The sequence below is a fragment of the Pseudocolwellia agarivorans genome (assembly GCF_002000085.1).
Taxonomy (GTDB): Bacteria; Pseudomonadota; Gammaproteobacteria; order Enterobacterales; family Alteromonadaceae; genus Pseudocolwellia; species Pseudocolwellia agarivorans.
The window spans coordinates 179,614-203,429 of record NZ_MUZU01000008.1 but is presented as its reverse complement, the minus strand read 5'-3'; the positions used below and the strand labels follow the sequence as shown (position 1 = coordinate 203,429).

Here is a 23,816-nt window from a genome sequence, read left to right as displayed (position 1 = left end):
CTTAGTGATTCTTGTTTGTATTGGGATTATTTAAACGACCCGATAATGTCTTATTTAATTTCCAGTTATATTGATATTCGATGTCGCCAGAAAACTGTTTTAATTGTTCTTTTAAAGGTGTGTTGGCGTAATCGCTAATATGTGTGATTATTTCTTGTGTATTTGTACCAAAATCATCTGAAAACCAATGATATATACTTGATAAAACGAGTTTGTTTCCAGATAAATACACGCCTTTGTTTTGATTAATAAAACGTATTGCTGCTTCATCTAGTTGTTTGTTAATTTCTTTACTATTAAAAGGCTTAGGTAACAAATCAGGGCAGCCGATGCTTGCACAATTAATTACGTAGTGAATACGTTTTTCTTGCCACAAGGCTCTTAAAATTCCGTGTTCAATTTGATTTAACGACACATTAATGCCCGCTATCGTTATAAGTTCTTGATTCCACGGACCTGTAAAACCGTCACCAATATTTTTAATTGATTCAATTGGGTAGTGCTTTAAAACAACATTAATGGTTAACGCGTTGTACAGGTTTATCCAATAAGCGAGTTGTTCGTTTTTATTGAATTGCCTAGGATCAATATTACTAAGTCGCTCTAAGTAGTTTTTGAGCTTACTTTTGTCGTTTATTGATACTTGGCTATAGGCAAATTCACGCGCTGATGTTTCAGGGTTTACTATTAAATATAATGATAAAAACTCTGCCCATAGTTCATGACTTATTTGTTGATTATTGCTCTCGTTACTTACGTCCCAATAGCTTATTGGATTTGGACTCACTGCTTGATATAAGGTGTAGCCTTTAATAGCAACACCAACAAAAACTATAAAAATAAACGCAAAAAGGTATTGGATTTTGGTCATGTTAAACCGTCTTATCTTGTAAGGTTTTTTTGAGCTTAGATTGGGATAAATAAAGCTTACCAATCATCGACAAAATACCGATACCCGCTTTAACTGAGCCTGAAACTGTACCGCTTATTTTTGATTCACCAATACGTACTTTTGAGTCAACAGGATATTCACGTACGTCCATACCATGAATAATCGCCTTTACTTGCATTTCTACCGTCCAACCAAAGGTTTTATCTGCCATTTGTAATGACTTGAGAGACGAATATCGAATAGCACGAAAAGGGCCTAAGTCAGTGATTTTTTGTCCCCAAAATAAAGTGATTAAATAACTAGAAAGCCAGTTGCCAAAAACTTGTGGGCCAGTTAATGCGCCTACTTCAATTTTACCTAAGGTGCGAGAACCTATGGTTAAGTCGGCACCTCTAGAGATTCCTTCAAGTAAGGGGATAGCTTGAGAAATAATACAAGAGTCATCACCATCTACAAAAAGCACAATATCGCAAAGAGGTAAGTGAGCCATAGCGGTTAAACAAGCAATGCCGTAACCTGGAGTATTTTGTTTAACTACTTGAGCACCAGCTGCTGCTGCTGCATTTTCGGTATTGTCGGTAGAGCCGTTATCGCAAACGACCACGTGGTCAATTACTGCTTGTTTATCAAGTTTTAAGCCAACAAGAGCGCGAACAACAATGTCGATTGCTTGTTCTTCATTTAAGGCAGGGATAACGACACATACCTTATGACCTTTATACATTTTTAACCTCAATAAATTGTGCGCCTTTGGCAAACTTTTCAGCCATTTGAACAGGGCTTGCAGCGAGCTTGTCTTTGCGGATAACTTCAGACGTTTTACGGTTTATTTCAGCAAAAGATAAAGTACCAGTAGGGCAAGTTTGTACACAGGCAGAACAACGAACACATTGTGGATCTGTCATAGGCTCACCTTTGCTAGCAAAAGCCATTACATCAATACCTTGATGACAAACACTCGTACATTGGTTACAGCTAATACATTTTGACTTTTCGCTTACGATAGCGAATCGACCAAAACGGCTATATATGTGCATTAATGCAGAAAGAGGACAGGCAAAACGACACCAAGTTCTTCCTGAGTATTTAAAGTAAAGGCCGAAACCTAAAATACCGGCTAGAAATATATCAACTACCCATTTATAGCTGAAGGCATTAACCAGTTGGTAGTCTTTGTTTTCACCTTTTAAGAATAGGCTAAATAGTTGATTCATCCATGTGTCAGGGTAAATCCAACCGAGTATACGAATAACTAACAAGGCTGCAGCCACTAATAAAATAAACTGGCCTAACATGTTGAGCTTGTTCCATTTACTGCCATGAGGCATTTTATGGCGATGTTGGTCGCCCATGGTTTCTGCCATAGCACCACATGAACATATCCAGCTACAGTAAGCGCCTTTACCCCATTTCATTACAATAAGTGGAATAATTACAAATGTTTGAATGGCACCAATAACTAACCAAGCCACTTGCGGCGTGTCGGTAAATACAGTGTAAACACCTAATGGCCAAGCAAAAATAAAGCTGTAAGCGTGCCAGTAAGCGCGAGGGTGTCCCCATTCAGGCCAAGTATGAGCCGCCAGTTCTTGTGCGGATATATAACTAGGAAATAATGCGTCAGCAAAGCTTTTACCCATGCCGGCGTCAAACACGCCGTTATAACCTAATAGCGGTAAAATAATTTCGGGTAATAAAAATAACGGAAATAACTGTATTAAAAACAATACCGTTGTTTGTACTGTTACATAAGGTGTTTTACGGCGTTGTATACGTTGCCAGCCAAATACAGCAATTAGTAGGGTGTAGAGAACGGTATAATAAAAAGAACGACTTTTAAGTGATACGGCAATGGTACCAATAAGTGTACTGCGATCGTTAACTTGTTGTTGCCACCATTCACCCATGCCGCCAATCAGTGCTGGCATTTGATCTGGGTAAGAAAAACTTCCCCAAAAGCTGTTCAAAAAGCCGTAGCCTTTCCAATCGTACAGGGCGGTTAAAGCGATAAAAAATAAAATAAAGGCTGCCCAGCCGATAGCTGTGCTTTCACCACTAATGGCCATTTTTGAGCGACGGAAAAAATCTAACGGTGCTTCTCGTCCAGTTGCCAGTAGTACGTGGTTGTTTTCTATTACTTTAGTTTCGCCTGAAGCTGTTTTTAATACCACTTCATCGGAAGTGATTTTAGTAACGTTAGTCGACATGGCTAAGTTGATTTTACCCTTATCGACGAGTGAATTAACCTGCTCGATGTTCTCAGATTTAGCTCGAGAAAATTCACCCTTTCGATACGACAAGGTTACGTTCGCATCTTCATTGGCCGTAGCTATTGCAGCTTCAAGCGCGCTATCGCCACCACCTACAATAAGCAGTTTAGTATTGGCATATACTTTGGGATCAATTAAACGGTTTGTTACTTTATCAAGGCTTTCGCCTTCAACGTTTAATTTACGGTAATTACCTGATCGACCAATCGCAATAATAACGCGGTGTGCCTGTAAGGTTTCACCGTTTTCTAAATGTACTTTTATTATCGAACCTTTTCTTTCAACATGGCTTGCTTGCGCAATGTCGGTTGTTATACCTTGCTCAGAAATTTGTTGTTTAAGTTCTTCTAATAAGCTTTCTTTATGAGTAACCTTGCTCGAAAACTGTAAATCGCCTTCAGGTCTCATTTGCGTAGGGTAAGTATAAATAGGCTTTTTATTAGGAAAGTTTTCGATAGTAGAAAATGGCTGATTGGCTTCTAATATTTTAAAGTTTAAGCCATGTTTTTTTGCTTCAATAGCCGCAGCATAACCACTTACACCACCACCAATAATAACTAAGTCGTGAACAGCGGCAGTTTTAGTTCTCGCATTAAAGTCTATGTCTTCAACAATCGTTTTAACGGCTTTAGTTCCTGTGTCTGAAGAAAACTTTAGTAATGGAACACCTGTTAAATCACCAACAACATAGGTGCCTTTTACATTGGTTGTGCCATTAGCATTAACTAAAGGCTGTTTTTCTACAGCACGGTCAGGCCAGCGACCATGTAACCAATGATAATAATTTTGAATAATGTTCATAATATTTTCCTACGACTTAATTTGATGAAACATGAACTGTATTGTTGGAATTCTTGTTTGATTTTTGAAAATGTTTAACCATGTACAGGCACATATTGGCTAAAGTAAAAAGATAAAAGATACCGAGTATTACAATGGGCCATTGAGCCGGATGCCATTGTTGATAAGCTAAAAAATCACCTAAAACTTCATACGTTAGCGGCATAATTAGCATCCAAGCGATAAGGTATTTATTTGGCCATAACGCTAACAAAGGCACTAAAGGCATTAAATACCAAGGAAATAACACGGGTGAAACCAGCAGGGGCAACGCGACAGATAGCTGTAAACAAGCATAAATAATAGTGTTGTTTTGTGGCGAAGATCTTTGTTCAGTTTTTTGTTTGTTAACAAAGTTAGAAGCTAAGTTAAAAGCAAAACCGTAAACATAACAAAGATAAGCAATTGAGCTGGTAAATATAATCACTATACTTAAGAGTAAAACCATCATTTGGCTACTTGTTAATACATCACCCAATAGACTAAATAAGGGAGAGGCAGAGCGCCATTTTTCGAAAAACACACCGATACTTCCTATCGGATAATAGCCTAGGGCATACGTAGTACCGTAAACAAGAGCAAGCGTTACAGCACAGTTAATAACTAAGGTGCTTGCGTCTTTGAAGGTTTTTTGTATAAAAAACAATGGCAGTAATAACATTACCGGTAGAATTTTTATCGAAATACCCAAACCAATTATTGCGCCACACCAAGCGATATTTTTGTGTTGCCATAAATATATGGCACTAATAACGGCTAATGTTGAAAAAGCGTCAATGTGTAAACCAATACCCGTTTCTAAAATGAGCAAAGGCGACAAAGCAACTAAAGCAAAATGTTTTAGTTTGTTAGCTTTTTTAAGCACTAATCCTGTTATAAAAACCGTAAGTAAACCTGCAATAAGTAATAGAGCTTTCCATGCTAGTTGGGCTTTTTCTACTCCAAACGATGCTGAAAAGGTAAATAACGCAAGAGATACTGGCGGATAAAGGGTTACGTACTTTGCATGTTCTTGTGGTGGTTGCCATGCGGCTCTTAATTCAGTGAGTCGAGTGTCGTTATGACTTACTTGGTAAGGATCGTATCCTTCGTAAGCTATACGCCCATCAAACAAATAACGGTCTACGTCGTTAGAGCTATAAGGTGCTATATCTATAAGTACTACTCGGGCGATTATTGCGATAAATAATAACGCTCTATAATGCCTAATATGTAAAGAATTCGGCGAGCAATACCAAGCCAATAACATAAAAAAGGCCATTAAACTGTACTGAGCTATAACATAATAACTAACATAATGAGTCGGTTGCGATGTGTGTCCTTGAGCTAAGTTAGCAATAAAGTAGCTAAAAAAGCTCAGTAACAAAACAGCGAATAAACTCCAGTAATAAATCCAAGATTTAATACAAGGACTTAGTTCGCTGCTACATCGCATAAAATTCACTTAGACAGCCTATAATGGCTGTAAAAGCTATTAACGGCAGACATAACAAAACCCAGTGTTAGTAACGCAATAAACGGCAACATAAACCAATGCTGATGCTGAATAGCCCATAACAATACTAACGCGTAAATCACCGCAATAATAAATTCAAATATAGCTCCTTTGGGGGCTAAAGGTTTATACAAACGTTTTGTTTCTGCTGTTGGCTTATTTAATTCAGTGGTTATTACGGCTTTGTCACTTTGCTGTAACTCGCCAGTTTTTGGGGTGCGAACAAATTCACTTTCTCTGCCTAATAATGCTTCAAAACCTGCTTTAGAATTGTTGATGGCCAGCTGAATACTTAACATTACTAGGTTAGGTATTTTTAGAAACGCACGGCTTTTTGAGCGACCTAAAACAATCTGACCAAAATATAAGTAAGCAATATGTCCACCAGACGACATAAGTAATAAAGGAATATCTATCCACCATATATTAATAAAGTCGAATTTATCTCTTAGATACAAACTAGGTACTAAAAAGAATAACGTATCTATTAGCATTACAAAGTAAGCGAGATTATTCGAAAGGTGAAAAGTAGATTCTACTTTTTTACTAAAAGGAAGTTTGGTTTTCCAAACGGTTTTTAGCATTTTTATCATGACTTGAACACCGCCTTTAGCCCAACGATATTGTTGAGTTTTAAAGGCATTCATGTCGGCAGGTAATTCGCCTGGGCAAGTAATGTCATTTAAATACAACATTTTCCAACCGGCTATTTGCGCTCGATAGCTTAGATCTAAATCTTCAGTTAATGTATCTGCACTCCAATGACCCGCATCAATAATGGCTGAAGTACGCCAAATTCCGGCTGTGCCATTAAAATTGAATAACATGTTACTTGCGCATCTTACGTGTTGCTCAAGCGCAAAATGTGCGTCAAGCATAATGGCTTGAGTTTTAGTTAATAAACTACTGCGTCTGTTTAAATGCTCCCAACGTAATTGCACCATGGCAATGTCTGGTTTCGTAAAGTAGTTAATGCTTTTAAGCAAAGTATCGGGAGTAGGAATAAAGTCAGCATCAAAAATTGCAATAAATTCACCACTGGCTGAGTTCATTGCTTCTTTGAGTGCACCTGCTTTAAAACCTTGTCGATTGGTTCTTTGCACATGTTCAATATTAACACCTTGTTGCTGATAGTGCTTTACACGCTCAGCAATAAGGTCGCTTGTATCGTCGTTTGAGTCGTCAACAATTTGTATTTGTAAACGATTTGACGGGTAATTAAGTAGCACAATAGAATCAACGATCCTTTTGGCGACTAATCGCTCGTTATACAAAGGGATTTGTACAGTTACTTTAGGTAATACATCGAAATTTTCAGGTGTGGCAGGTTTATACTTTCTGTATTTAAACCACCTTAAAACCATAGATAAACGATGTAAGCCGAATAAGCTTAAAATCACTAATAATAAAAAGTGAACAACTACAATTATTACGCTAAATAAAGACATTGCTTAAAAAACCTTTGTAATGCCTAGCTGAATAGAGTCACCTTCAAGAATATTTTTTCCGTAAATTTCGGTGGTGTACGTTAGTTCAAGACCAAAGCCTTTTAATGCAGTATTTTTATTGAAATTATAACCAGTAGTTAGCTCAAGCTTACCTGCGTCATATTCTAAAGGATTAGATAAGTTACCTGTGTTTAATGTAATGTCGTCGCTAGCGTTTTTTACACTTAACGTACCGTCTAATTTAGTACGAAAATAAACATTTGGTGTAATGTTGAAGCCGTATTCTAATAAATATCTGTATTCGTCAGACGGATCTCCTGAACGTAAACGGTAACCTAGTTCAACACCAAAGTACCCGTATTCGTCTAACCCTTTACCTATTAATACTTTAGCTTCGTAATCTTCTTGGTGATTACCTAAGCCATCGTCTTCGTCGTAAAGAAAGGGAGTTTTAACTAAAAAAGAAGTAGAAAGAACAAAAGGGTCAGCTTGCCATTGGTAACGAATACCTATTTCAGTATCAGCAAAACCGCTTGCGCCGCTTTTACCTGTAACCGAATCTTCTTGATCGTATGATTGATGTAATAAAGAACCATATAAAGCAAAGTTATTACCTAAACCGTATTCAGCATATAAAGACGTATTATTACCTTCAAAATCTTCAAACGTAGGGTTGTTGCCTCTGTAGGTGTCTGAAGTAAAGTTTGCATAACCTAGTTTTATATAGCCGCTACCTTTAGTGCCAACCCAGGCACCTGCTGATGCATTTGTTGATAATGCTAGTACAGAAAATACAGCAGTGGAAATAGTTAATAATTTTAAGGTATGGTTTAGTTTACTTTGGGTGTTTTTTATATTCTGGTACATAGTTTTCACTCGGTTAGTAGAAGTAAATGTGTATATTCAAATTTAATAATGTCTATAAGTTATAGAGAAGATTTATGATAAACAACCGAGTTTTAAAGGCTTTGAGGAAATGTTATCTTTTTGTGATACTTTCGTTATTTAATTTACAGAAACATGATCAGATCAAGACCAAGGGTTAAAGAATTTTATTTCAAATAGTTTTTTTGCACCGTTATAGAACAAAAAAGAGGGGACATAACAAAGGTGTTAGAGTGACGTGGTATGGGATAAAAAGGTTTATATCCGTAACTATTCAAAATACAGGTTTCAGTGGGAACTAAAAATAATTTAGGTACAGATTTTACGTTCCAAACAGAAATAAGGTCTACATTTATGTATACAGGGCATTACGTTTACGTCGTGGTTATTCTCGGTAACTGCTCCTGGGTTAGCTTAATGTCCTGCATCTCTATAGGAATCTGACTAAAGTTAATAAGCTCCATAAATTGTTTTTAGATCCATCGTAGAAGCGTTTGAGCAACATCACTTCTTCATTAATGCTTTTTATAAGGGACGACCATTATTATAAAGCACTGCCTTGAATTGATAACGGGTATATGCGCTTTTTGTAAAGGTATAAAACGAAACAAGGGCGATAAGTCGCCCTTGTTTTAATTTACGAGTTAATGGGTTTGTTATCCCGTATTTCTCATGCCTGTTGCTATACCTGCCATAGTTACCATAAGTAATTGTTCATTGTCAGGATGCTCAGGTTGTTGGCGTAAACGCTTTAATGCTTCTATTTGTATTAAATGTAATGGTGCTAAATAACCTCTACGTAATTCAAAGGAGCTGAAATTCCATTGATCGTTTTGCAGTAACGTATCTTGTGCTAATAAGTCCAATAATGTTTTTTTATCGGCAGCAAGTTGTTCGCGCAACTCTACACCCATGTATTTTAAATCTTCGTCAACGAGTGCATCATCATACAAGGCTGAAACTTGTTCGTCAGACTTGGTATAAAGCATTTCGGTAAGCGAAATACGTGATTTAAAGTAAGGCCAGCTTTCTAGCATGTCGTGAATTACGCTTGCATTATCTTTATAGGCTTTTTCTATAGCACCACCTAAACCTAACCAGCTTGGCACAACAAGACGGTTTTGACTCCATGCAAATATCCAAGGAATTGCGCGAAGTGACTCTATGCCGCCGTCTGACTTACGCTTACTAGGACGTGAACCTAAAGGCAATGACGCAAGTTCTTGTTCAGGTGTTGCTTGTCTGAAATATTTAACAAAGTTCTTATTGGTTTGCACATAAGAACGATAAATATCACAACTATCTTTCGCCATTTCGTCCATTAATGTTCTCCACTCTACCGTTGGAACAGGTGGTGGAGTTACTAAACATTCTAAAATAGCTGATGCATACAAATGTAAGCTACGAGTTGCTAGATTAGGTAAACCAAACTTATAACGTATGGTTTCACCTTGTTCCGTAACACGTAAACCACCATCTAAAGAACCTGGAGGTTGCGAGGCAATAGCTGCATGTGCAGGTCCGCCGCCACGGCCAATTGTGCCGCCACGGCCATGAAATAGTTTTAATTTAATGTCTTTTTCTGCAAACACTTCAACCAATTTTTCTTGGCATTGGTATTGCCCCCAAGTGGCAGCAAGTACACCCGCATCCTTAGCTGAATCACTGTAACCTATCATTACATGATGTTGCTGATCACAATATTCTTTATAGCTCTCTAATGTAAATAGCTCGGCCATTACTGCTGGTGCATTATTTAAATCTTCTAGCGTTTCAAATAATGGTGCTATTGGCATTTTCCAGCTTACGCCAGACGCTTTTAGTAATAAATTTACCGTTAAAATATCGCTGACTTGGCTCGCCATTGAAATAATATAAATACCAAATAATTCAGCAGGTTGCTCTGCAATCATCGCGTAAGTATCTAATACTTCTTGTGTATCGGCAGACCATTGTTTTTTAGGTAGTAATGGACGAGGGTTTTGTAATTCATCAACTAAAAATGCTTGACGTTTTTTCTCATCCCATGATGCAAAGTCGCCCATGTTTAATGCTTGAGTTATTTCTGCAACGGCACCTTCATGGCGCTCGCTGTGTTGACGAATATCAAGCTTAACCAATGAAATACCAAAACAATTTACTTTACGTATCATGTCTACTACTAAAGAGTTGGCAATGTTTTTTAAGCCAACAGATAATAAGCTATCGCGACAAGCAATGAGAGGCAATCTAAGTTGATCAGAGCTATTTAAAATACCTTTAGTTTCGCCTTTGTTTAGCTGCTCGATACTCAGTTTTAATAATTCGATAACGTGTTTTAACTGAGTACGGTATGGGCCTACGCCATCTACGTCTGCTTCAAGTAATTCTTCTGATGCTTTACGCATTGAAAGCTCTAAATATAAGCGTTCAAAATCAATAAGGTAAAGTTTTGCAGCCGTTAGCCTAGCATTCAGTAAAGCTTGCTCACTTAATTTAGCGGTAACAAATGGGTTGCCGTCTCTGTCACCCGCCATCCAACTCGCCATAGTGATTGGGTTGTAATCAATAGGTAAGTCTTTTTGGGTTAAGTCTTGGCTTAATTGGTTCAACTCTTTTAAAAACTGAGGTACCGCAAACCAAAAACTATTAGCAATAGTGTTTAAACCCCAGCGCGATTCATCTAACGGAGTAGGGCGTTGCTGGCGAATTTCATCTGTGTACCAAGCTTGTTCTACTAATTCAGCAATACGTGAAGACGAGGCATCGTTGTTATCATCTAGTTCATGTGCAATTTGGTTATATTTATGAATAAACGTTCTACGGTTAACTTCAGTTGGGTGAGCCGTTAACACAAGTTCTATGTGTAGTTTTTCGAGGGCTTGACTAAACTTGTCAGCTGAAACGTTACCTAGTTTTTCTTTTAAATCTTCTAACGGATGCGCAAGATCTAGCTCGTCTAATCCTTGTGGACTCGTTGTATATTGCTGTTCAGCCACATTTGCTAAATTTAAAAATTGGCTAAAAGCTCGGGCATAAATTAATAAGTCAGCTTCTGAACAGTTAGATATGGTTTGTTGTAGTTGCTCAACTATACTGGCATCACCAGCGGTTATGTCTCGACCTTGCAGTCGCATTTTTTCAATGTTTTCAAGCCACTGAGCGCCTTGCTCGTCAGCTATGGTTTGTCCTAGTAATGTACCTAATTCACGCACATTTTGTTGAATATTTTCTAGCATGTGACCTCTCTAAGTGTTTAAAAATGTATAAATATGGAAGAACATTAATCTACCAATAACGAGATAATTTATATTGGTTAAAACAGATTAGTTCATCAATGTTACGACGATAAAATCTTGTTTATATTTTAAGGGGTTGTAATGTATTGCGCTGCTTTTGTATACCATTCGATACCCCAAATTACGTTAAAACTAAAGCTAATCGCGAGCGAGGCAAACAAAGCCTGCGCTACATTTGCTTTAGGATGTGCTTGTTCAAAAACAGCTGGTACGGCAATGTAAGATGCACTAGCACCTAATACGGCAAGTAGTGCGGCACCGCCGTGGCTTAAGTTAATGAGCCAAGCAACGAGTAAAGCGATGCTCGCGCCAATCATTGGCATAACAACACCAAACGCGATAATAAAAAATTTGTTTGGGCCAATATCTGAAATTTTGTTGCCAGCTAATGCGCCCATGTGTACCAAATATAAAGCTAACATTACACTAAACATGGGTTTTAAGTTATTGGTCATAGGAGTAGATTTTTCGCCATATAAAGCGCCAATTAGCATACCAATTACAATTAACGCCAAACTTTTATGAGCTAAAATTGTTTTCACATTAAGCTTATGTTGTTTATCGCTTAATAAATATAATCCTAAAATTATGGCGGGTAATTCGAGGAGTGCAACAAATAGGTTTAATGTTAGTTCGTAATCAATGTTGTTTACTTCTAAAAAACTCACCGCTACGGCAAATGTACCGACACTTACTGATCCATAATGGGCTGCTAATGTAACTGAATCAGTTTTATTTAATGTTGATCCACATTTAATTAACACAAGAGCAACTGCGGTAATTACTAATCCCATGAAAATAACTAAACTGCTTTGCCCTATTAACGTTAGGCTGGCATTAGCAGCAATAGCTTGGCCACCTTTTAAACCAATAGTAATTAACAATATATACGTAATAAGTTGGTAAGCCGCATCGGGCAACTTTAAGTCAACGGAAAAACGTTGTGCAATTAATGCTGTTATAAAAAAGAAGGCAAGTATGTCAGGGATAAATTGAGTCATAACCGTAAAAACTATTCCTTAATATAAATGTAGGCGCATCATAATTTGCTTTATCAATAATAAAAAATATATAATTTTTATTTAAAGTATATACATATGTCTATACTTTTGAATATACCCGTTATCATTCAAGCACTCTGAAATACGTATCTTGATTGGTAACGGGTATATAACATTTTTTAAGGAATATCATGTCGAATAGAATGCCCACATTGCGCCAACTGCAAATATTTTTAGCGTTAGCTGAGCATAAAAATATTTCTAAAGTTGCTGAAGCCTTGCATATATCTCAGCCTTCGGTATCTATCCAATTAAAAAACTTAACTGAAGTGCTTGAGTTGCAGTTGTATCACGTTAATGGCCGAAGTATTGAGTTGACCGAAGCGGGCGAAGCAGCCTTGAGCACAGCACGCGAAATGTTTTTTGGCTTGAATAAGCTACAAATTGAATTAGATAACTTAAAAGGAATAAAATCAGGTGTTTTAAAGTTGGGGGTGGTGTCTACCGCTAAATACTTTTTACCTATTTTACTGGGGCAATTTTGTAAGCGTTATCCGCTAATTGATGTTGAATTAAATGTAGGCAATCGTCAAAAAATTATTCAACGCTTTAATCAAAATAAAGATGATTATTACGTATTTAGCCAATGCCCAGATTCAGACAATTTAATAGCCGAACCTTTTCTAGATAATCCGCTAGTGGTTGTTGCGCCAGTTAATCACGAATTAACGCAAAAAATGCCCATTAGTTTAAATAGGTTGTCGCATTACCCTTTTTTATTACGGGAATTAGGATCAAGTACGCGACGCTGTATTGATGACTTTTGCAAACTCCATAAGTTAAAGTTAAAAGCTAAAATGACCATTGAAAGCAACGAAGCTATTAAACATTCTGTGGCTTCTGATTTAGGGTTGTCTATTTTAAGTAGCCATACTTTAGACTATATGCAAGAGGTGAGTTTAGCTCGGTTAGATGTTGAGCATTTTCCAATACAAAGCCATTGGTATTTAGCGCGCACCAAAAACAGAAACCAAACAGTACTGGCTGAGCTGTTTTATCAGTATTTACAAGAAGAAGGCTTAACCATTTTACAAAAGAAAATAGCGGCTAACAGGAAAAATGGAGCAAGTATTGGTAAAGGAGTTAGGTAAGTACATTCGTTCGATAATAACCATCACTTTATTTAGGTTTTTCTTCATTAATAAGCATGTTTATGAATTTTGTAAACCGTCTTAGTCTGGTTTCAGGTTTCTTCGCACTTATTAACCCATACGCGATAACATAACGACTCGACTTATTGAGGGTTTCAAAAAACGCTTTAACATTTGGTTGGCTCTCAAGCGCAGCTAAAAAGTCTGAAGGTACTTCCATTTCACTGACAACATAAGCGTTTTCCCAACGGCCATCTTCTTTCGCCGCTTGAATATGTACGAGCCCTGATTCCGTCATCCTGCCTTCATTTATCAAACGTTCAGCATGCTTTGTATTTCTTTTAGACCAATTGCTTAGCCGCTTTCTGGGAGTAATACGCTGAAGATAGGCTTGCTCATCTAGTGACTTTTTAATACCGTCGATCCAACCCCAACAAAGCGCTTCGATAACCACATCATTCCAAGACACACTCTGAATTTCAGAGTTTTTCTTGTATATCTTCACCCAAAGTTCGCTTTCACAGGCATGATTCAACTTGAGCCACTGACCGAGATCTTTTGGTGTTGCAAATGTTTTTGTTTTCAATGGTTCAGGCTTCTTCATTAAATTAGATTCTCTTGGGGATAACTGTTTGTAATCATAAACGTATTAGTAATAACGTATATATTAATCGTTAATAACTTAACAGAAAGCACAATATATTCAATTTGTTAAGTCAGCAAGTCATTGCTTTGTTATGTAAAATATGTCGTTTCTGATAGCCATCAATAACAATTCACTGAAATCTGCATCTGAATGGCAACGGGTATATATAGCCTGTTTGAGAGTCATTTTATTTAGTCTTTTAATAACTCTTGTTAATCTAAATGATATTTGTTTGTATTTAGATTGGTATTGCTTTAATATGCGCGCAATAAAAACATATTAAACATTAAATTACTTACAGGATCTCTCAAATCATGAAGGCAAACCAAGCTAATAAGTTAACGTTAGGCGCTCAGGCAATTACTGCTGCCCTTGTTTTTTCAAGTGGTACTTTATATGCAGAAGATATTAAAGATAATTGTAAAGACGATACTTCAGCTAAGTGTGAATTAAATCAGTCAAAAAAAGCGATTGAATTAATGGAAGTGCATGGTGTTAGAACTTCAGTTTATTTACACGATGAGTCAGGCGATTTACGTCGTACCATGCCACTTGTAGATACACCGCAAATGATCACAGTATTAACACAAGATCAACTTTTAGAAGCGGGTAAAACCGACCTTAAAGATATCTTATCAGCACAAGCTGGTATTACGTTAGGTACAGGTGAAAACGGTAACGCTTTTGGTGATCGCTACATTATTCGTGGTCACGAAGCACGTAGCGATGTGTTTGTTGATGGTTTACGTGATCCAGGTATGAGCACGCGTGAAAGTTTTGCAACTGAACGTGTTGAAATTACTAAAGGCCCAAGCTCAACATTTGCAGGTCGTGGTTCTTCGGGTGGTGCTGTAAACAGTGTTACTAAAAAAGCGTCTGTAAACTATAACTTTGGTCGTGTAGACGCTGGTTTAGGTACAGATGAATACCAACGTGTAACACTCGATTACAACTTACCACTTTCTGAAAACTCTGCTGTTCGTATTAATGCATTAACCTCAGATAAAGATAAGCCAGGTCGTGAAGGTGCATCAAGCGAACGCAACGGCGTTCAATTATCAGGCGTATACTTACCAACAAGTAACTTATCGTTTATTGCTGATGGTTATTATTTAGATGCAGAAGATGTTTCTGACTTAGGTAGCTACTTTAACCGTGACACGCGTGAACCTGTTGAAGATATTCCTGTTTATGCTCAAGACGAAGATTTCTTAAAATCTAAAGTAAAAACTTTTACTTTAAGAACTGAATATGAAGTAAACGATAACGTTTCAATCTACAATGCAACACGTTATGGCGAAACAAGTAATGGTTACATTACTACAGGTGCTAGTGGTACTGCGCGTGCTGACTCTGATCCAACGGCTCCGGGTGAAGCTACCGTATCGTTAAGTTCTCATAATGGTTATCAAGATGTTCACTATGCAAGTACTCAGTTCAACTTATTTTTAAACACAGAGCTATTTGGTTTAGAGAATAACTTTGTTTTTGGTTTTGAATATACTGACGAAACTGTTAAAAACGGTACTTATAAGCTTGGTTATGCAAACCCAACAAACTGCGTAACAAATGGTCGTCGTGGTGCATCGGATAGTTTCTGTATTGTTGATGGCACAGGAAATTATATTGATAACATTGATCAAGTAATGGGTAGAACATATGAAGATAACGGTCTAGATTCAATTAACGATATTGAAACGATTTCTTTTTATATGATTGATACACTACATGTAACTGACAAACTAGATGTTTATTACGGATTTAGAGCTGATAGCTTTGATTTTGACGGTGAAACAATTCGTAACGGTGTTTCAACGCCTTATATTTATTCAGACACTATGTACAATGGTAACATCGGCGTAATTTACGACTTCTCTGAAGATGTTAACGTTTATGCAAACTATAGTACTGCAACTAACATTAACGGTGGTGAGTCAGATTTAGGTGCAAACTGTGGTTACGGTGGTATCTGTGGCGACCCTTCACAAGTAAAAGATTCAAAACCAGAACGTGTTGAAAACATTGAGATTGGTACTAAAGTCATGATTGATGACAATTACTTACTTTCAGCATCAATTTTCCAAATTACTAAATCTGACGTAATGGAAAGTTTAGGTGAAGATGACTATTCTGCTCTAGGTTCATTAAATACGGGTGAAAACGAAGTCAAAGGTATTGAAGTCGGTTTAGTTGGTAACATTACTGATGCATTAAGCGTACAATTTTCTGCAACAATTATGGATTCTGAAGTAACAGACTCTTATACTGAATACCCAGAAATTGCGGATCCTACAGCTAACAGTAATATTGGTTTAGCGTTAAGTAACTTTGCTGAAAAGAGTGTTTACTTACAGTTACGTTATGAAATCAACGATTCATTCGTAGTGGGTGGTGATTACGCTTACCAAAGTGAAATGTACGCTGGTCAACCTGATACCGCTGCTGGTTACGACTTTACGAATAACAGATACAGCATTGTTGTTCCTAGCTACCAAGTAGTTAACTTATTTGCTAACTACTACGCAACTGAAGCGTTAACGTTTAGACTAAATGTTGGTAATGCATTCGACGAAACATACTACACAGCAGCATATCGCTCTGGTTCGTTTATGTATCTTGGTAATGCTGCTAATACTAAACTAACAGCAACATACGAATTTTAATTTAGAGAAAATAAATGATTGTTATTGATAAAATTTTATCAGCTGAAGAAGTAAATACTTATAGAGAAATACTTGCCAACGCTCCTTGGAACGACGGTAGTAAAACAGCTATGGGAATGGCTGCTTCAGTAAAAAATAACAATCAAGCTGATGCCAGTAATACGCATGTGCGTCAATTAGCTAACCAGCTATTGGCGCGCATTGGAGAAACACCAAAATTGGTATCAGCGGCTTTACCGCACAAAATATTTCCACCTTGTTTTAATCGTTACAGTGAAACTGAAGAGTATGGCTATCATGTAGATGCCGCAGTTATGCGAATTCCAGATACTAATGAAGTAATACGTAGCGACATATCAATGACCACTTTTTTAAGTGAGCCAGAAGAATACGAAGGCGGAGAACTCATTATCTCTACCGAATTTGGGCAACAAGCAATCAAGCTTCCAGCAGGTTATGCTGTTGTTTATCCGTCAAGCAGTTTACATAAAGTAACCGCTGTAACTAAAGGTCAGCGCGTAGCAGCGATTACTTGGATGCAAAGTATGATCTCAGAATCGAGCATACGCCAAAACTTGTATCAGCTAGACCAAACTATTCAAACGCTTATTCAAGAGGGCAAAACCTCAAGAACCGAGTTAGATAACCTACATAACGTTTATCACAACTTAATACGCCAGTTTACTCAGCTGTAAAGTATCCCTTTAGTGTTGAAAAAAATAAAGTTACCCATTTCATATTAAAACCTACAGTTAATTAACCTCAACTCGGGTTAATGAATGTTAGATAATGAATTAAAAATCTTATTTAACAAAACCTTAATCTGTATCGTTGTTTTCCTAAGTTATATTAGTCTCTCAACATTGATATTTTTGTGTATAACAAGGCGAATTTTTCTATCTAATAGCTGGCTATTAGTAATAAATTCAACGAAGTTAGGCATAAAAGTAACTTGTTGAGTAACTTTGCTTATCCCGAGCTGAGGTTAATTAATAAACACAGCGGTTGTTAATGCTGGTACATAAAAACCATTGGTATTTGAACGACTTTGTTTCACAGCTTTGTCAGCGCCATTTTGTTGAATAGGGTGAAGTTGATAGGTATTTGCTGCTTCAAAAGGAACGAATTGCTCAGTTGAGTTTGTATTGAAAACTACCACAAGATTATTAATGTTTTCGTCTAGCTGAGCATGGTTGTCGTTATCTGAAATTTGCATAATCACTAAGCCAATTTTTTGATCTTTACCGGTATTATGAAAAGTTAATCTATCGATAATTTCGTTTTCAGAAGTTAATCTAAATAGTGGCGTGCTCATTCTGATTTTAATAAAATCCATAAATACATTAGCACTAAATTTAATATGCTTAGCTGATACGTGATCTTTACCATCGTTTTGTTTTAGTAGCTCGGTGATCATGCTCCAATTTTCTTCATCTTTGTCTTTTGGTGGCAGTCCAACATTATAAAAGTTTGTTTCTTTGCTGAAATCTACACGGTTAAACCAGTCACTATAATCGTAACTATCACGTAAAAATGATTTGGATCTGAGTAACTCACTGCCCATATGCAAAAAGGGTATGCCTTGCGCTAATATAGGAAATGAAAGGCTTTGTAGTTGCATACGAACGCGATCATCAGTTGAAACGTGATAGGCGATACGATATTGGTTGTTGTCCCATAAGGCTTGATTATCATGTTTAGAAACATAATTAATGGTGTCGGCAGGATCTAAAGCGTAGCCTGTGGGCTGATCTCCGTAAGGAATGTCTTTACCTGTAACTTTATCTCCATTGCGATTAATAAGAGGATAGTTTGCTAAGTTACCTGCTAAACCTACTCTAAGTTGGTCCATCATGACATAGTATTGTGAAAGATCGTCGGTTTGTAATTCGTTAGGAATGCTACCAAGGCCGTTGCCAATACCTTGGCTTTTTCTGTGTCCTTCACCAACGGCGTTAAAAGCGCCACCGCGAACAGCATCACGTAATCTATCGGTAAAAGTACCTATTTCAGTGCCAGCTAGTTCAAGTTGGCTGGCTTGTACAAATTGTTGATTATTCGCAACTTCACCAAAATTCCAACCTTCACCATAAAAATAAGTATCAGGGTCAACCGCTTTAACGGCTTCTCTTGCGGCTAGCATTAAAGCTTTGGGTTGATGCGCCATTAAATCAAATCGAAAGCCATCTATTTTATAGTCTCTTGCCCATACAACTAACGAATCTGTCATCAACTTTGCCATCATTGTTCGTTCAGTTGCGGTATTGTCGCAACAGGTAGACTGCTCTATTTCACCAGTATACGGATGTAAACGTTGATAGTAGTTAGGTACTATTTTGTCGAGTACGGAAGTAGGCGCTAATCCTGCTTTATGTGTATGGTTATAAACTACGTCCATAATCACTCTAAAGCCAAGGTTGTGAATGCTTTGCACCATTTCTCTAAATTCAATAATACGGCTAACACCATCAGGATTTAAGGCGTAACTTCCTTCTGGAACCGTGTAGTGAAATGGGTCGTAGCCCCAGTTGTAATTGTCGTGCTCTCTAAGTGCTGAAACAATAGCTTGGGCTTTATCGCTGGAAGCTGACAGTGTTGTTAAATAGCTGCCAATACTCATGCTTTTATTGGCATCAATTTCACAAATAGCCATTATTGATGTTTTTTTACAAGCATCCGCTAGGCTGTTATCTAAACTGATCACTTCGTTAGTGTTTTCGTTTACGGTGCCAATATCAAACGTTGGCAGTAAATGAATGTTATTAATACCAGCGGCGTTTAGGGCTTTTAAATGCTGAATACCAAAAGAGTCATCAAGGGTAAATGCTTTGTACTTACCTCTAATCGCTTTATCTGTAATGGCTGTATCAGAAGCACTAAAATCGCGAATATGAGTTTCATAAAAAATATTATTTTCAGGAGCGCCAATAACAACATCTTGCTGTGACTCCCAATGTGTAGGTTTAGTATTAGCGGCATTTAAGTCAACCACTTGAGAATATTCGCTATTTGTTGAAAGGCTTAAAGAATACGGATCTGTTGTGGTAATTTGCTCTTGTTTATTAGTTTCTGGGTGGAATACATTTAGGGCATATTGATAAAACTTTTCTGTTAAGTCTTCATTTACGGTAGCAAACCATATACCTGAATTTTTATCTTCGGTTAAGCTAATTTTTGCGGTTTTATAAGGTGATTTATCATCATTAAATAGCCGTACTTCTACAGTTTTGGCTGTAGGCGCCCAAATTTTGAATGTGGTTTTTGTGTGTGAAACCGTTGCACCTAAGTCATTCACTTCATTAGCATCGTTTTCTGATGAGGTATATAAAACATCAAGTAACACGCCGGTTTGTACATAAGTCTTATGCACAGGTTTTGATTTTGAGTCAAAAGCCAATACAGCAAGCGGTGCCTTTAACCACTGCTTTATTTTTGCTTGGTTTATATTGGCTTTATTAACAAACGAAAGGCCTTGAAAAGACGCTAAATGGGGATGTTTTGCTATTACCGACTCTGGTACTGCAACCTGATTTAAAGGGATATATTCTATTTTTTCATCATTTAAAACACCGAGTTTGTAACTAAATAACGCGTTAATTTTAGGTATTAAAATAAGATTAGATGTTATCCAGTGGCTTGAATAGTCTGATGGTATCGTCGAAACCTCTTCAAGTGGAATATTAACTGTGGCAGATATGTTGTTATTTTTTTGGCAAGATAATATTAGCAACAAGCACAATACCGTGGTGATCAATTTAACCATTATTCATCCGTATACCCAATTCAGGTAGTTACATTATAGATGAGCTAAATTTACTTGTTTTTGGGTTTTTAAACACATCAATACATACGTATTCAACACTGGGATTTATAAGTAAAGATGGATTAAGCTTTTTAAATTCACAGTTTAAAAACTTATAAATTATTAACAATATTTTAAATGTTAATTATATTTTTAGTTGTTGTTTTTAAAAGAAAAATAAACACTGTTAGTTAGTGGTTTTTTTGTATGTAATTACCTAAGCTAGTATGGTCTATACATCATTTTTTGTATAGATAAGCTATACAAAAAACAAAATTCTCTCCGTGTATGAATACGTATGCAGCATATGTTCATCGGTAAAACAGCACTCTATATTAGTTTCATCCGAAGAAATGCGCGGATCATGAACATACACTTAATGCATCAGTGAAGGAATACTGACAATAATTAAAGCAGGGACGAATGGGGGAGATAAATAATTATGTTAAATTTTAAACCAAGTAAAGTTGCGTTAGCTATATTGTCAACGGGACTTGTTGCACTAAGCAGCCCTACATATGCGGCTGAAACAGAAAAAGCAGCAGAAAAAGAAGTAGAAGTTATTCAAGTTACCGGTATTAGAGGCAGCTTAATAAAGTCTCAAGCAATTAAAATGAGCTCTAGCTCTATCGTAGAAGCTATTTCAGCAGAAGATATTGGTAAGTTACCTGACTCTTCAATTGCTGAGTCACTAGCACGTTTACCTGGCTTAGCTGGTGAACGTAGCAACGGTCGCACTTCTGGCATTTCTATTCGTGGCTTTAAAGAAGATTTTATTGGTACTTCTTTAAATGGTCGTGAGTTAATTGGTATTGGCGACAACCGTGGTGTTGAATACGATTTATACCCATCTGAAATTATGACGGGTGCAACCATTTATAAATCTACTCAAGCCGATTTAATGGTTCAAGGTATTGGTGGAACAGTAGATTTACAAACAGTTCGTCCTCTACAAGCAGAAGAAACTATTACACTCAACGGTAGTTATGAGCTTGGCGAGCAAGAGTCTGATAACCCAGAACTTGACAATAATGGACATCGTTTAGCCCTTTCTTTTGTTAATAAATTTGCCGACGACACGATTGGCGTTGCATTATCATTAGCAAAAACTGAAACGCCAAATAACCAACGTAGATATGGCGTATGGGGTTATGCAACAAATGACGACGGACAAATTTTACCTACAGGCTTAGATTCACATTCAGTAAGTACAAAACTTGAGCGTGAAACTATTTCAGCCGTGGTTCAATACCAACCAAACGATGATTTAAACGTTGTTTTTGATATTTTAGATATCGATTATTCTGATTCTGGTATTTCACGCGGAATTATCCAGCCTTTCTCAGCGGCTAATGTAACAGGAACTGGCGTTAACTCGACAGGAACAGAAGTTGGCGCTAACCCAGTATTTCGTACCGATCCAAGAGAGAAAGAAGGCGAACTACAAGCTGTAGGTTTAAATGTTGAATACTTTGTAAATGACGACTGGTCAATTGAAGTAGACATTGCCAACAGCGAATCTAAAAAACATGATCTACGTGGCGAATCTTATGCAGGCCTTGGCCGCTCTGACTCTTTAACCTCATCACAGTTAGGTTCACGCGAATTTGTAATGAGCAACTCAGGTGTGTTTTTTACCGGTTCAACAGGGCTGGGAGCATTATCTGATCCTGCATTATTACAACTAGCCGGCCCTCAAGCATGGGGCGGAGGTCTTGCAAGTTTAGAAAGCCAATTTCAAACAACTGAATTACGCGCTAACGGCACACCTTTTAATTATTTAAATGCTCAAGATGGTTTCTTAAATTTTGCTGACTTTACAGAAGAGTTAACTACTGCAAAATTTGAAGTGAATGGTAATGTAGACAGTAAATTTATCAACCGTGTTACGTTGGGTGTTAACTACTCTGACCGCACTAAAGAAAAAGTAAACAAAGGCTTTTTTGCTACAGCAGCTTCATACCCATTATCAACTGGCATACCTGCTGAATATGTTTATAGCGGCACTGCTGATTTAACGTGGGCAGGTTTAGGCAATGTTGTTGCTTATGACGGACTTGCTCCATTCCGTGATGGCACTTATACCTTAAATGACGCTGGTTTACTTGAACCCGATCGTATTGGTGACAGCTTCGAAGTTGAAGAAAAAGTATTTACATTATATGTAAAGGCTGATTTTGAAACTGATATTGGCGATATGCTTTTATCAGGTAACATTGGTTTACAGTATGTTGATACAGACCAATCATCAACTGGTTTTATTGGTGTGGTAGGCTCCAACTTTAAAGTATGTGACGACAATAACGATGATATTGTGGATAACGTTTGTTTAACCTCTGGCGGTGCTGATTATAGCCATGTATTACCAAGCTTAAACTTAAGTTTAGAAGTTGCTGAAAACCAGTTAGTTCGCTTTACTGCAAACAAAACCATCAGCCGCGCTCGAATAGATCAAATGAAAGCTTCTGGCTTTATTAACTATGCGCAAAACATAGATCAAATTGCTATTCCAAATACTTTAGAGGCTGTAGATACTTATGGCTCACCGTGGTCTAAATCTGCGGGTAACCCTGAACTACGTCCTCTTGAAGCCAATAATATTGATATTGCCTATGAAAACTATTTTAGTGATGAAGGTTACTTCTCATTAACCTATTTTTATAAAGATATCGAAAACTGGACACGTGATGGCGACCAAACCATTAATTTCCGTAATGATGAAACCAATGGCGGCGCAGACTACTTTATTGCTGGTTACCATGATCGTGTAGCTTCTGAAGATGGTCTTTATGGACCAGCTAACCTTCCTTTCTCGGCAGGAGATATTATTACACCTCCAGATTCAGGAACGTTCACCTTCTTTGAAGACGGCCTAAAAGGTACCGTAAAAGGTTATGAAATTACGGCTAACATTCCATTTAATATGTTTTCTGAAACGTTAGACGGCTTAGGTGTTGCGGCATCTAAAACCTATGTTGACGCAGAGTTAGAAGACGGGACAGCTATTCCGGGTCAATCAGACCATTCATACTCGGTTACGGCTTATTACCAAGTTAATGGTTTTGAATTCCGTATAGCGACAACAAAACGTTCAGCTTACCTAACTTATGAACGTGGTGGTTCTAACAAAATTTCTGATGCGACTCGCGACGAAATTAGATTAGTAGATGCGCAAATTAGTTATAACTTTGATGAGTCAGGTATTGATGCACTTAAAGGGCTAACTATGTCGTTATCGGGTACTAATTTAACGGATGAAGACGAAGAAACTATTGATGACGATACAGGCATTGTTTCATCGCGTCGTCAGTTTGGACCGACTTACTTATTAAATCTTAACTATTCATTTTAACTAATCTGAAATGAATAAAAGCCTCATAGTTTTTCGACTTGGGGCTTTTTTACATTTAATCACCTATAGTTGTGTAAACTGAAATCAGTTGCT

Annotated in this window: 14 protein-coding genes; 4 read left to right on the top strand and 10 right to left on the bottom strand. The window is 37.2% G+C overall.

Annotated elements, in window-relative coordinates; all coding sequences use genetic code 11:
* Window position 1 precedes the first annotated feature (1 nt).
* The 8 genes from B0X80_RS13685 to B0X80_RS13650 all read right to left on the bottom strand — a co-directional run bounded on the left by B0X80_RS13685 (window position 2) and on the right by B0X80_RS13650 (window position 12,109).
* Entirely contained in the window at window positions 2-871 is an 870-nt protein-coding gene (locus tag B0X80_RS13685) for a DUF547 domain-containing protein (protein ID WP_077341157.1), read from the bottom strand.
* 1 nt (window position 872) lies between these two features.
* Window positions 873-1,616: a glycosyltransferase family 2 protein gene (locus B0X80_RS13680; protein WP_077341155.1), complete on the bottom strand. Its 744-nt coding sequence runs from the start codon at window positions 1,614-1,616 to the stop codon at window positions 873-875.
* The gene (locus B0X80_RS13675; RefSeq protein ID WP_077341153.1) at window positions 1,609-3,963 is read right to left on the bottom strand and encodes an NAD(P)-binding domain-containing protein; all 2,355 of its coding nucleotides are present in this window, start codon (window positions 3,961-3,963) and stop codon (window positions 1,609-1,611) included. The genes B0X80_RS13680 and B0X80_RS13675 overlap by 8 nt, the downstream gene beginning before the upstream one ends.
* Window positions 3,964-3,979: 16 nt before the next feature.
* Entirely contained in the window at window positions 3,980-5,437 is a 1,458-nt protein-coding gene (locus B0X80_RS13670) for a glycosyltransferase family 87 protein (RefSeq protein ID WP_077341151.1), read from the bottom strand.
* A 5-nt stretch (window positions 5,438-5,442) separates the two neighbouring features.
* Window positions 5,443-6,945 (bottom strand): glycosyltransferase, encoded by a 1,503-nt coding sequence (locus B0X80_RS13665; RefSeq protein ID WP_077341149.1) that lies wholly within the window; start codon window positions 6,943-6,945, stop codon window positions 5,443-5,445.
* A gap of 3 nt (window positions 6,946-6,948) precedes the next feature.
* Window positions 6,949-7,812 carry a hypothetical protein gene (locus B0X80_RS13660; RefSeq protein ID WP_077341147.1) on the bottom strand — a complete coding sequence of 288 codons (864 nt, stop codon included), beginning with the start codon at window positions 7,810-7,812 and terminating at the stop codon, window positions 6,949-6,951.
* Window positions 7,813-8,486: 674 nt separating this feature from the next.
* On the bottom strand, window positions 8,487-11,048 hold the full coding sequence (gene ppc / locus B0X80_RS13655; RefSeq protein ID WP_077341145.1) for a phosphoenolpyruvate carboxylase: 2,562 nt from the start codon (window positions 11,046-11,048) through the stop codon (window positions 8,487-8,489).
* A gap of 128 nt (window positions 11,049-11,176) precedes the next feature.
* Window positions 11,177-12,109: a sodium-dependent bicarbonate transport family permease gene (locus B0X80_RS13650; RefSeq protein WP_077341143.1), complete on the bottom strand. Its 933-nt coding sequence runs from the start codon at window positions 12,107-12,109 to the stop codon at window positions 11,177-11,179.
* 191 nt (window positions 12,110-12,300) lie between these two features.
* Here B0X80_RS13650 and B0X80_RS13645 point away from each other — a divergent pair, with 191 nt between their 5' ends.
* Complete coding sequence (locus B0X80_RS13645; protein WP_077341141.1) at window positions 12,301-13,260, top strand: LysR family transcriptional regulator; 960 nt, start codon at window positions 12,301-12,303, stop codon at window positions 13,258-13,260.
* 28 nt (window positions 13,261-13,288) lie between these two features.
* Here the strand turns inward: B0X80_RS13645 and B0X80_RS13640 are convergent, their stop codons facing one another.
* Window positions 13,289-13,864: a YdeI/OmpD-associated family protein gene (locus B0X80_RS13640; protein WP_077341139.1), complete on the bottom strand. Its 576-nt coding sequence runs from the start codon at window positions 13,862-13,864 to the stop codon at window positions 13,289-13,291.
* Between the two features lie 356 nt (window positions 13,865-14,220).
* Between B0X80_RS13640 and B0X80_RS13635 the strand changes: the two genes are divergently transcribed.
* On the top strand, window positions 14,221-16,569 hold the full coding sequence (locus tag B0X80_RS13635; protein WP_077341137.1) for a TonB-dependent receptor: 2,349 nt from the start codon (window positions 14,221-14,223) through the stop codon (window positions 16,567-16,569).
* Window positions 16,570-16,583: 14 nt separating this feature from the next.
* On the top strand, window positions 16,584-17,264 hold the full coding sequence (locus B0X80_RS13630) for a Fe2+-dependent dioxygenase (RefSeq protein ID WP_077341135.1): 681 nt from the start codon (window positions 16,584-16,586) through the stop codon (window positions 17,262-17,264).
* 290 nt (window positions 17,265-17,554) lie between these two features.
* Here the strand turns inward: B0X80_RS13630 and pulA are convergent, their stop codons facing one another.
* Complete coding sequence (pulA, locus tag B0X80_RS13625; protein WP_077341134.1) at window positions 17,555-20,332, bottom strand: pullulanase-type alpha-1,6-glucosidase; 2,778 nt, start codon at window positions 20,330-20,332, stop codon at window positions 17,555-17,557.
* Between the two features lie 481 nt (window positions 20,333-20,813).
* Between pulA and B0X80_RS13620 the strand changes: the two genes are divergently transcribed.
* Entirely contained in the window at window positions 20,814-23,723 is a 2,910-nt protein-coding gene (locus B0X80_RS13620; protein WP_077341132.1) for a TonB-dependent receptor, read from the top strand.
* The last annotated feature ends 93 nt before the right edge of the window (window positions 23,724-23,816 follow it).

Bases quoted from the DNA above. Each gene is read 5' to 3' on its own strand.
- B0X80_RS13680 (WP_077341155.1), bottom strand. From the start codon at position 1,616: ATGTATAAAGGTCATAAGGTATGTGTCGTTATCCCTGCCTTAAATGAA.
- ppc (WP_077341145.1), bottom strand. From the start codon at position 11,048: ATGCTAGAAAATATTCAACAAAATGTGCGTGAATTAGGTACATTACTA.
- B0X80_RS13635 (WP_077341137.1), top strand. From the start codon at position 14,221: ATGAAGGCAAACCAAGCTAATAAGTTAACGTTAGGCGCTCAGGCAATT.
- B0X80_RS13645 (WP_077341141.1), top strand. From the start codon at position 12,301: ATGTCGAATAGAATGCCCACATTGCGCCAACTGCAAATATTTTTAGCG.
- B0X80_RS13630 (WP_077341135.1), top strand. From the start codon at position 16,584: ATGATTGTTATTGATAAAATTTTATCAGCTGAAGAAGTAAATACTTAT.
- pulA (WP_077341134.1), bottom strand. From the start codon at position 20,332: ATGGTTAAATTGATCACCACGGTATTGTGCTTGTTGCTAATATTATCT.
- B0X80_RS13640 (WP_077341139.1), bottom strand. From the start codon at position 13,864: ATGAAGAAGCCTGAACCATTGAAAACAAAAACATTTGCAACACCAAAA.
- B0X80_RS13660 (WP_077341147.1), bottom strand. From the start codon at position 7,812: ATGTACCAGAATATAAAAAACACCCAAAGTAAACTAAACCATACCTTA.
- B0X80_RS13685 (WP_077341157.1), bottom strand. From the start codon at position 871: ATGACCAAAATCCAATACCTTTTTGCGTTTATTTTTATAGTTTTTGTT.
- B0X80_RS13620 (WP_077341132.1), top strand. From the start codon at position 20,814: ATGTTAAATTTTAAACCAAGTAAAGTTGCGTTAGCTATATTGTCAACG.
- B0X80_RS13670 (WP_077341151.1), bottom strand. From the start codon at position 5,437: ATGCGATGTAGCAGCGAACTAAGTCCTTGTATTAAATCTTGGATTTAT.
- B0X80_RS13650 (WP_077341143.1), bottom strand. From the start codon at position 12,109: ATGACTCAATTTATCCCTGACATACTTGCCTTCTTTTTTATAACAGCA.
- B0X80_RS13675 (WP_077341153.1), bottom strand. From the start codon at position 3,963: ATGAACATTATTCAAAATTATTATCATTGGTTACATGGTCGCTGGCCT.
- B0X80_RS13665 (WP_077341149.1), bottom strand. From the start codon at position 6,945: ATGTCTTTATTTAGCGTAATAATTGTAGTTGTTCACTTTTTATTATTA.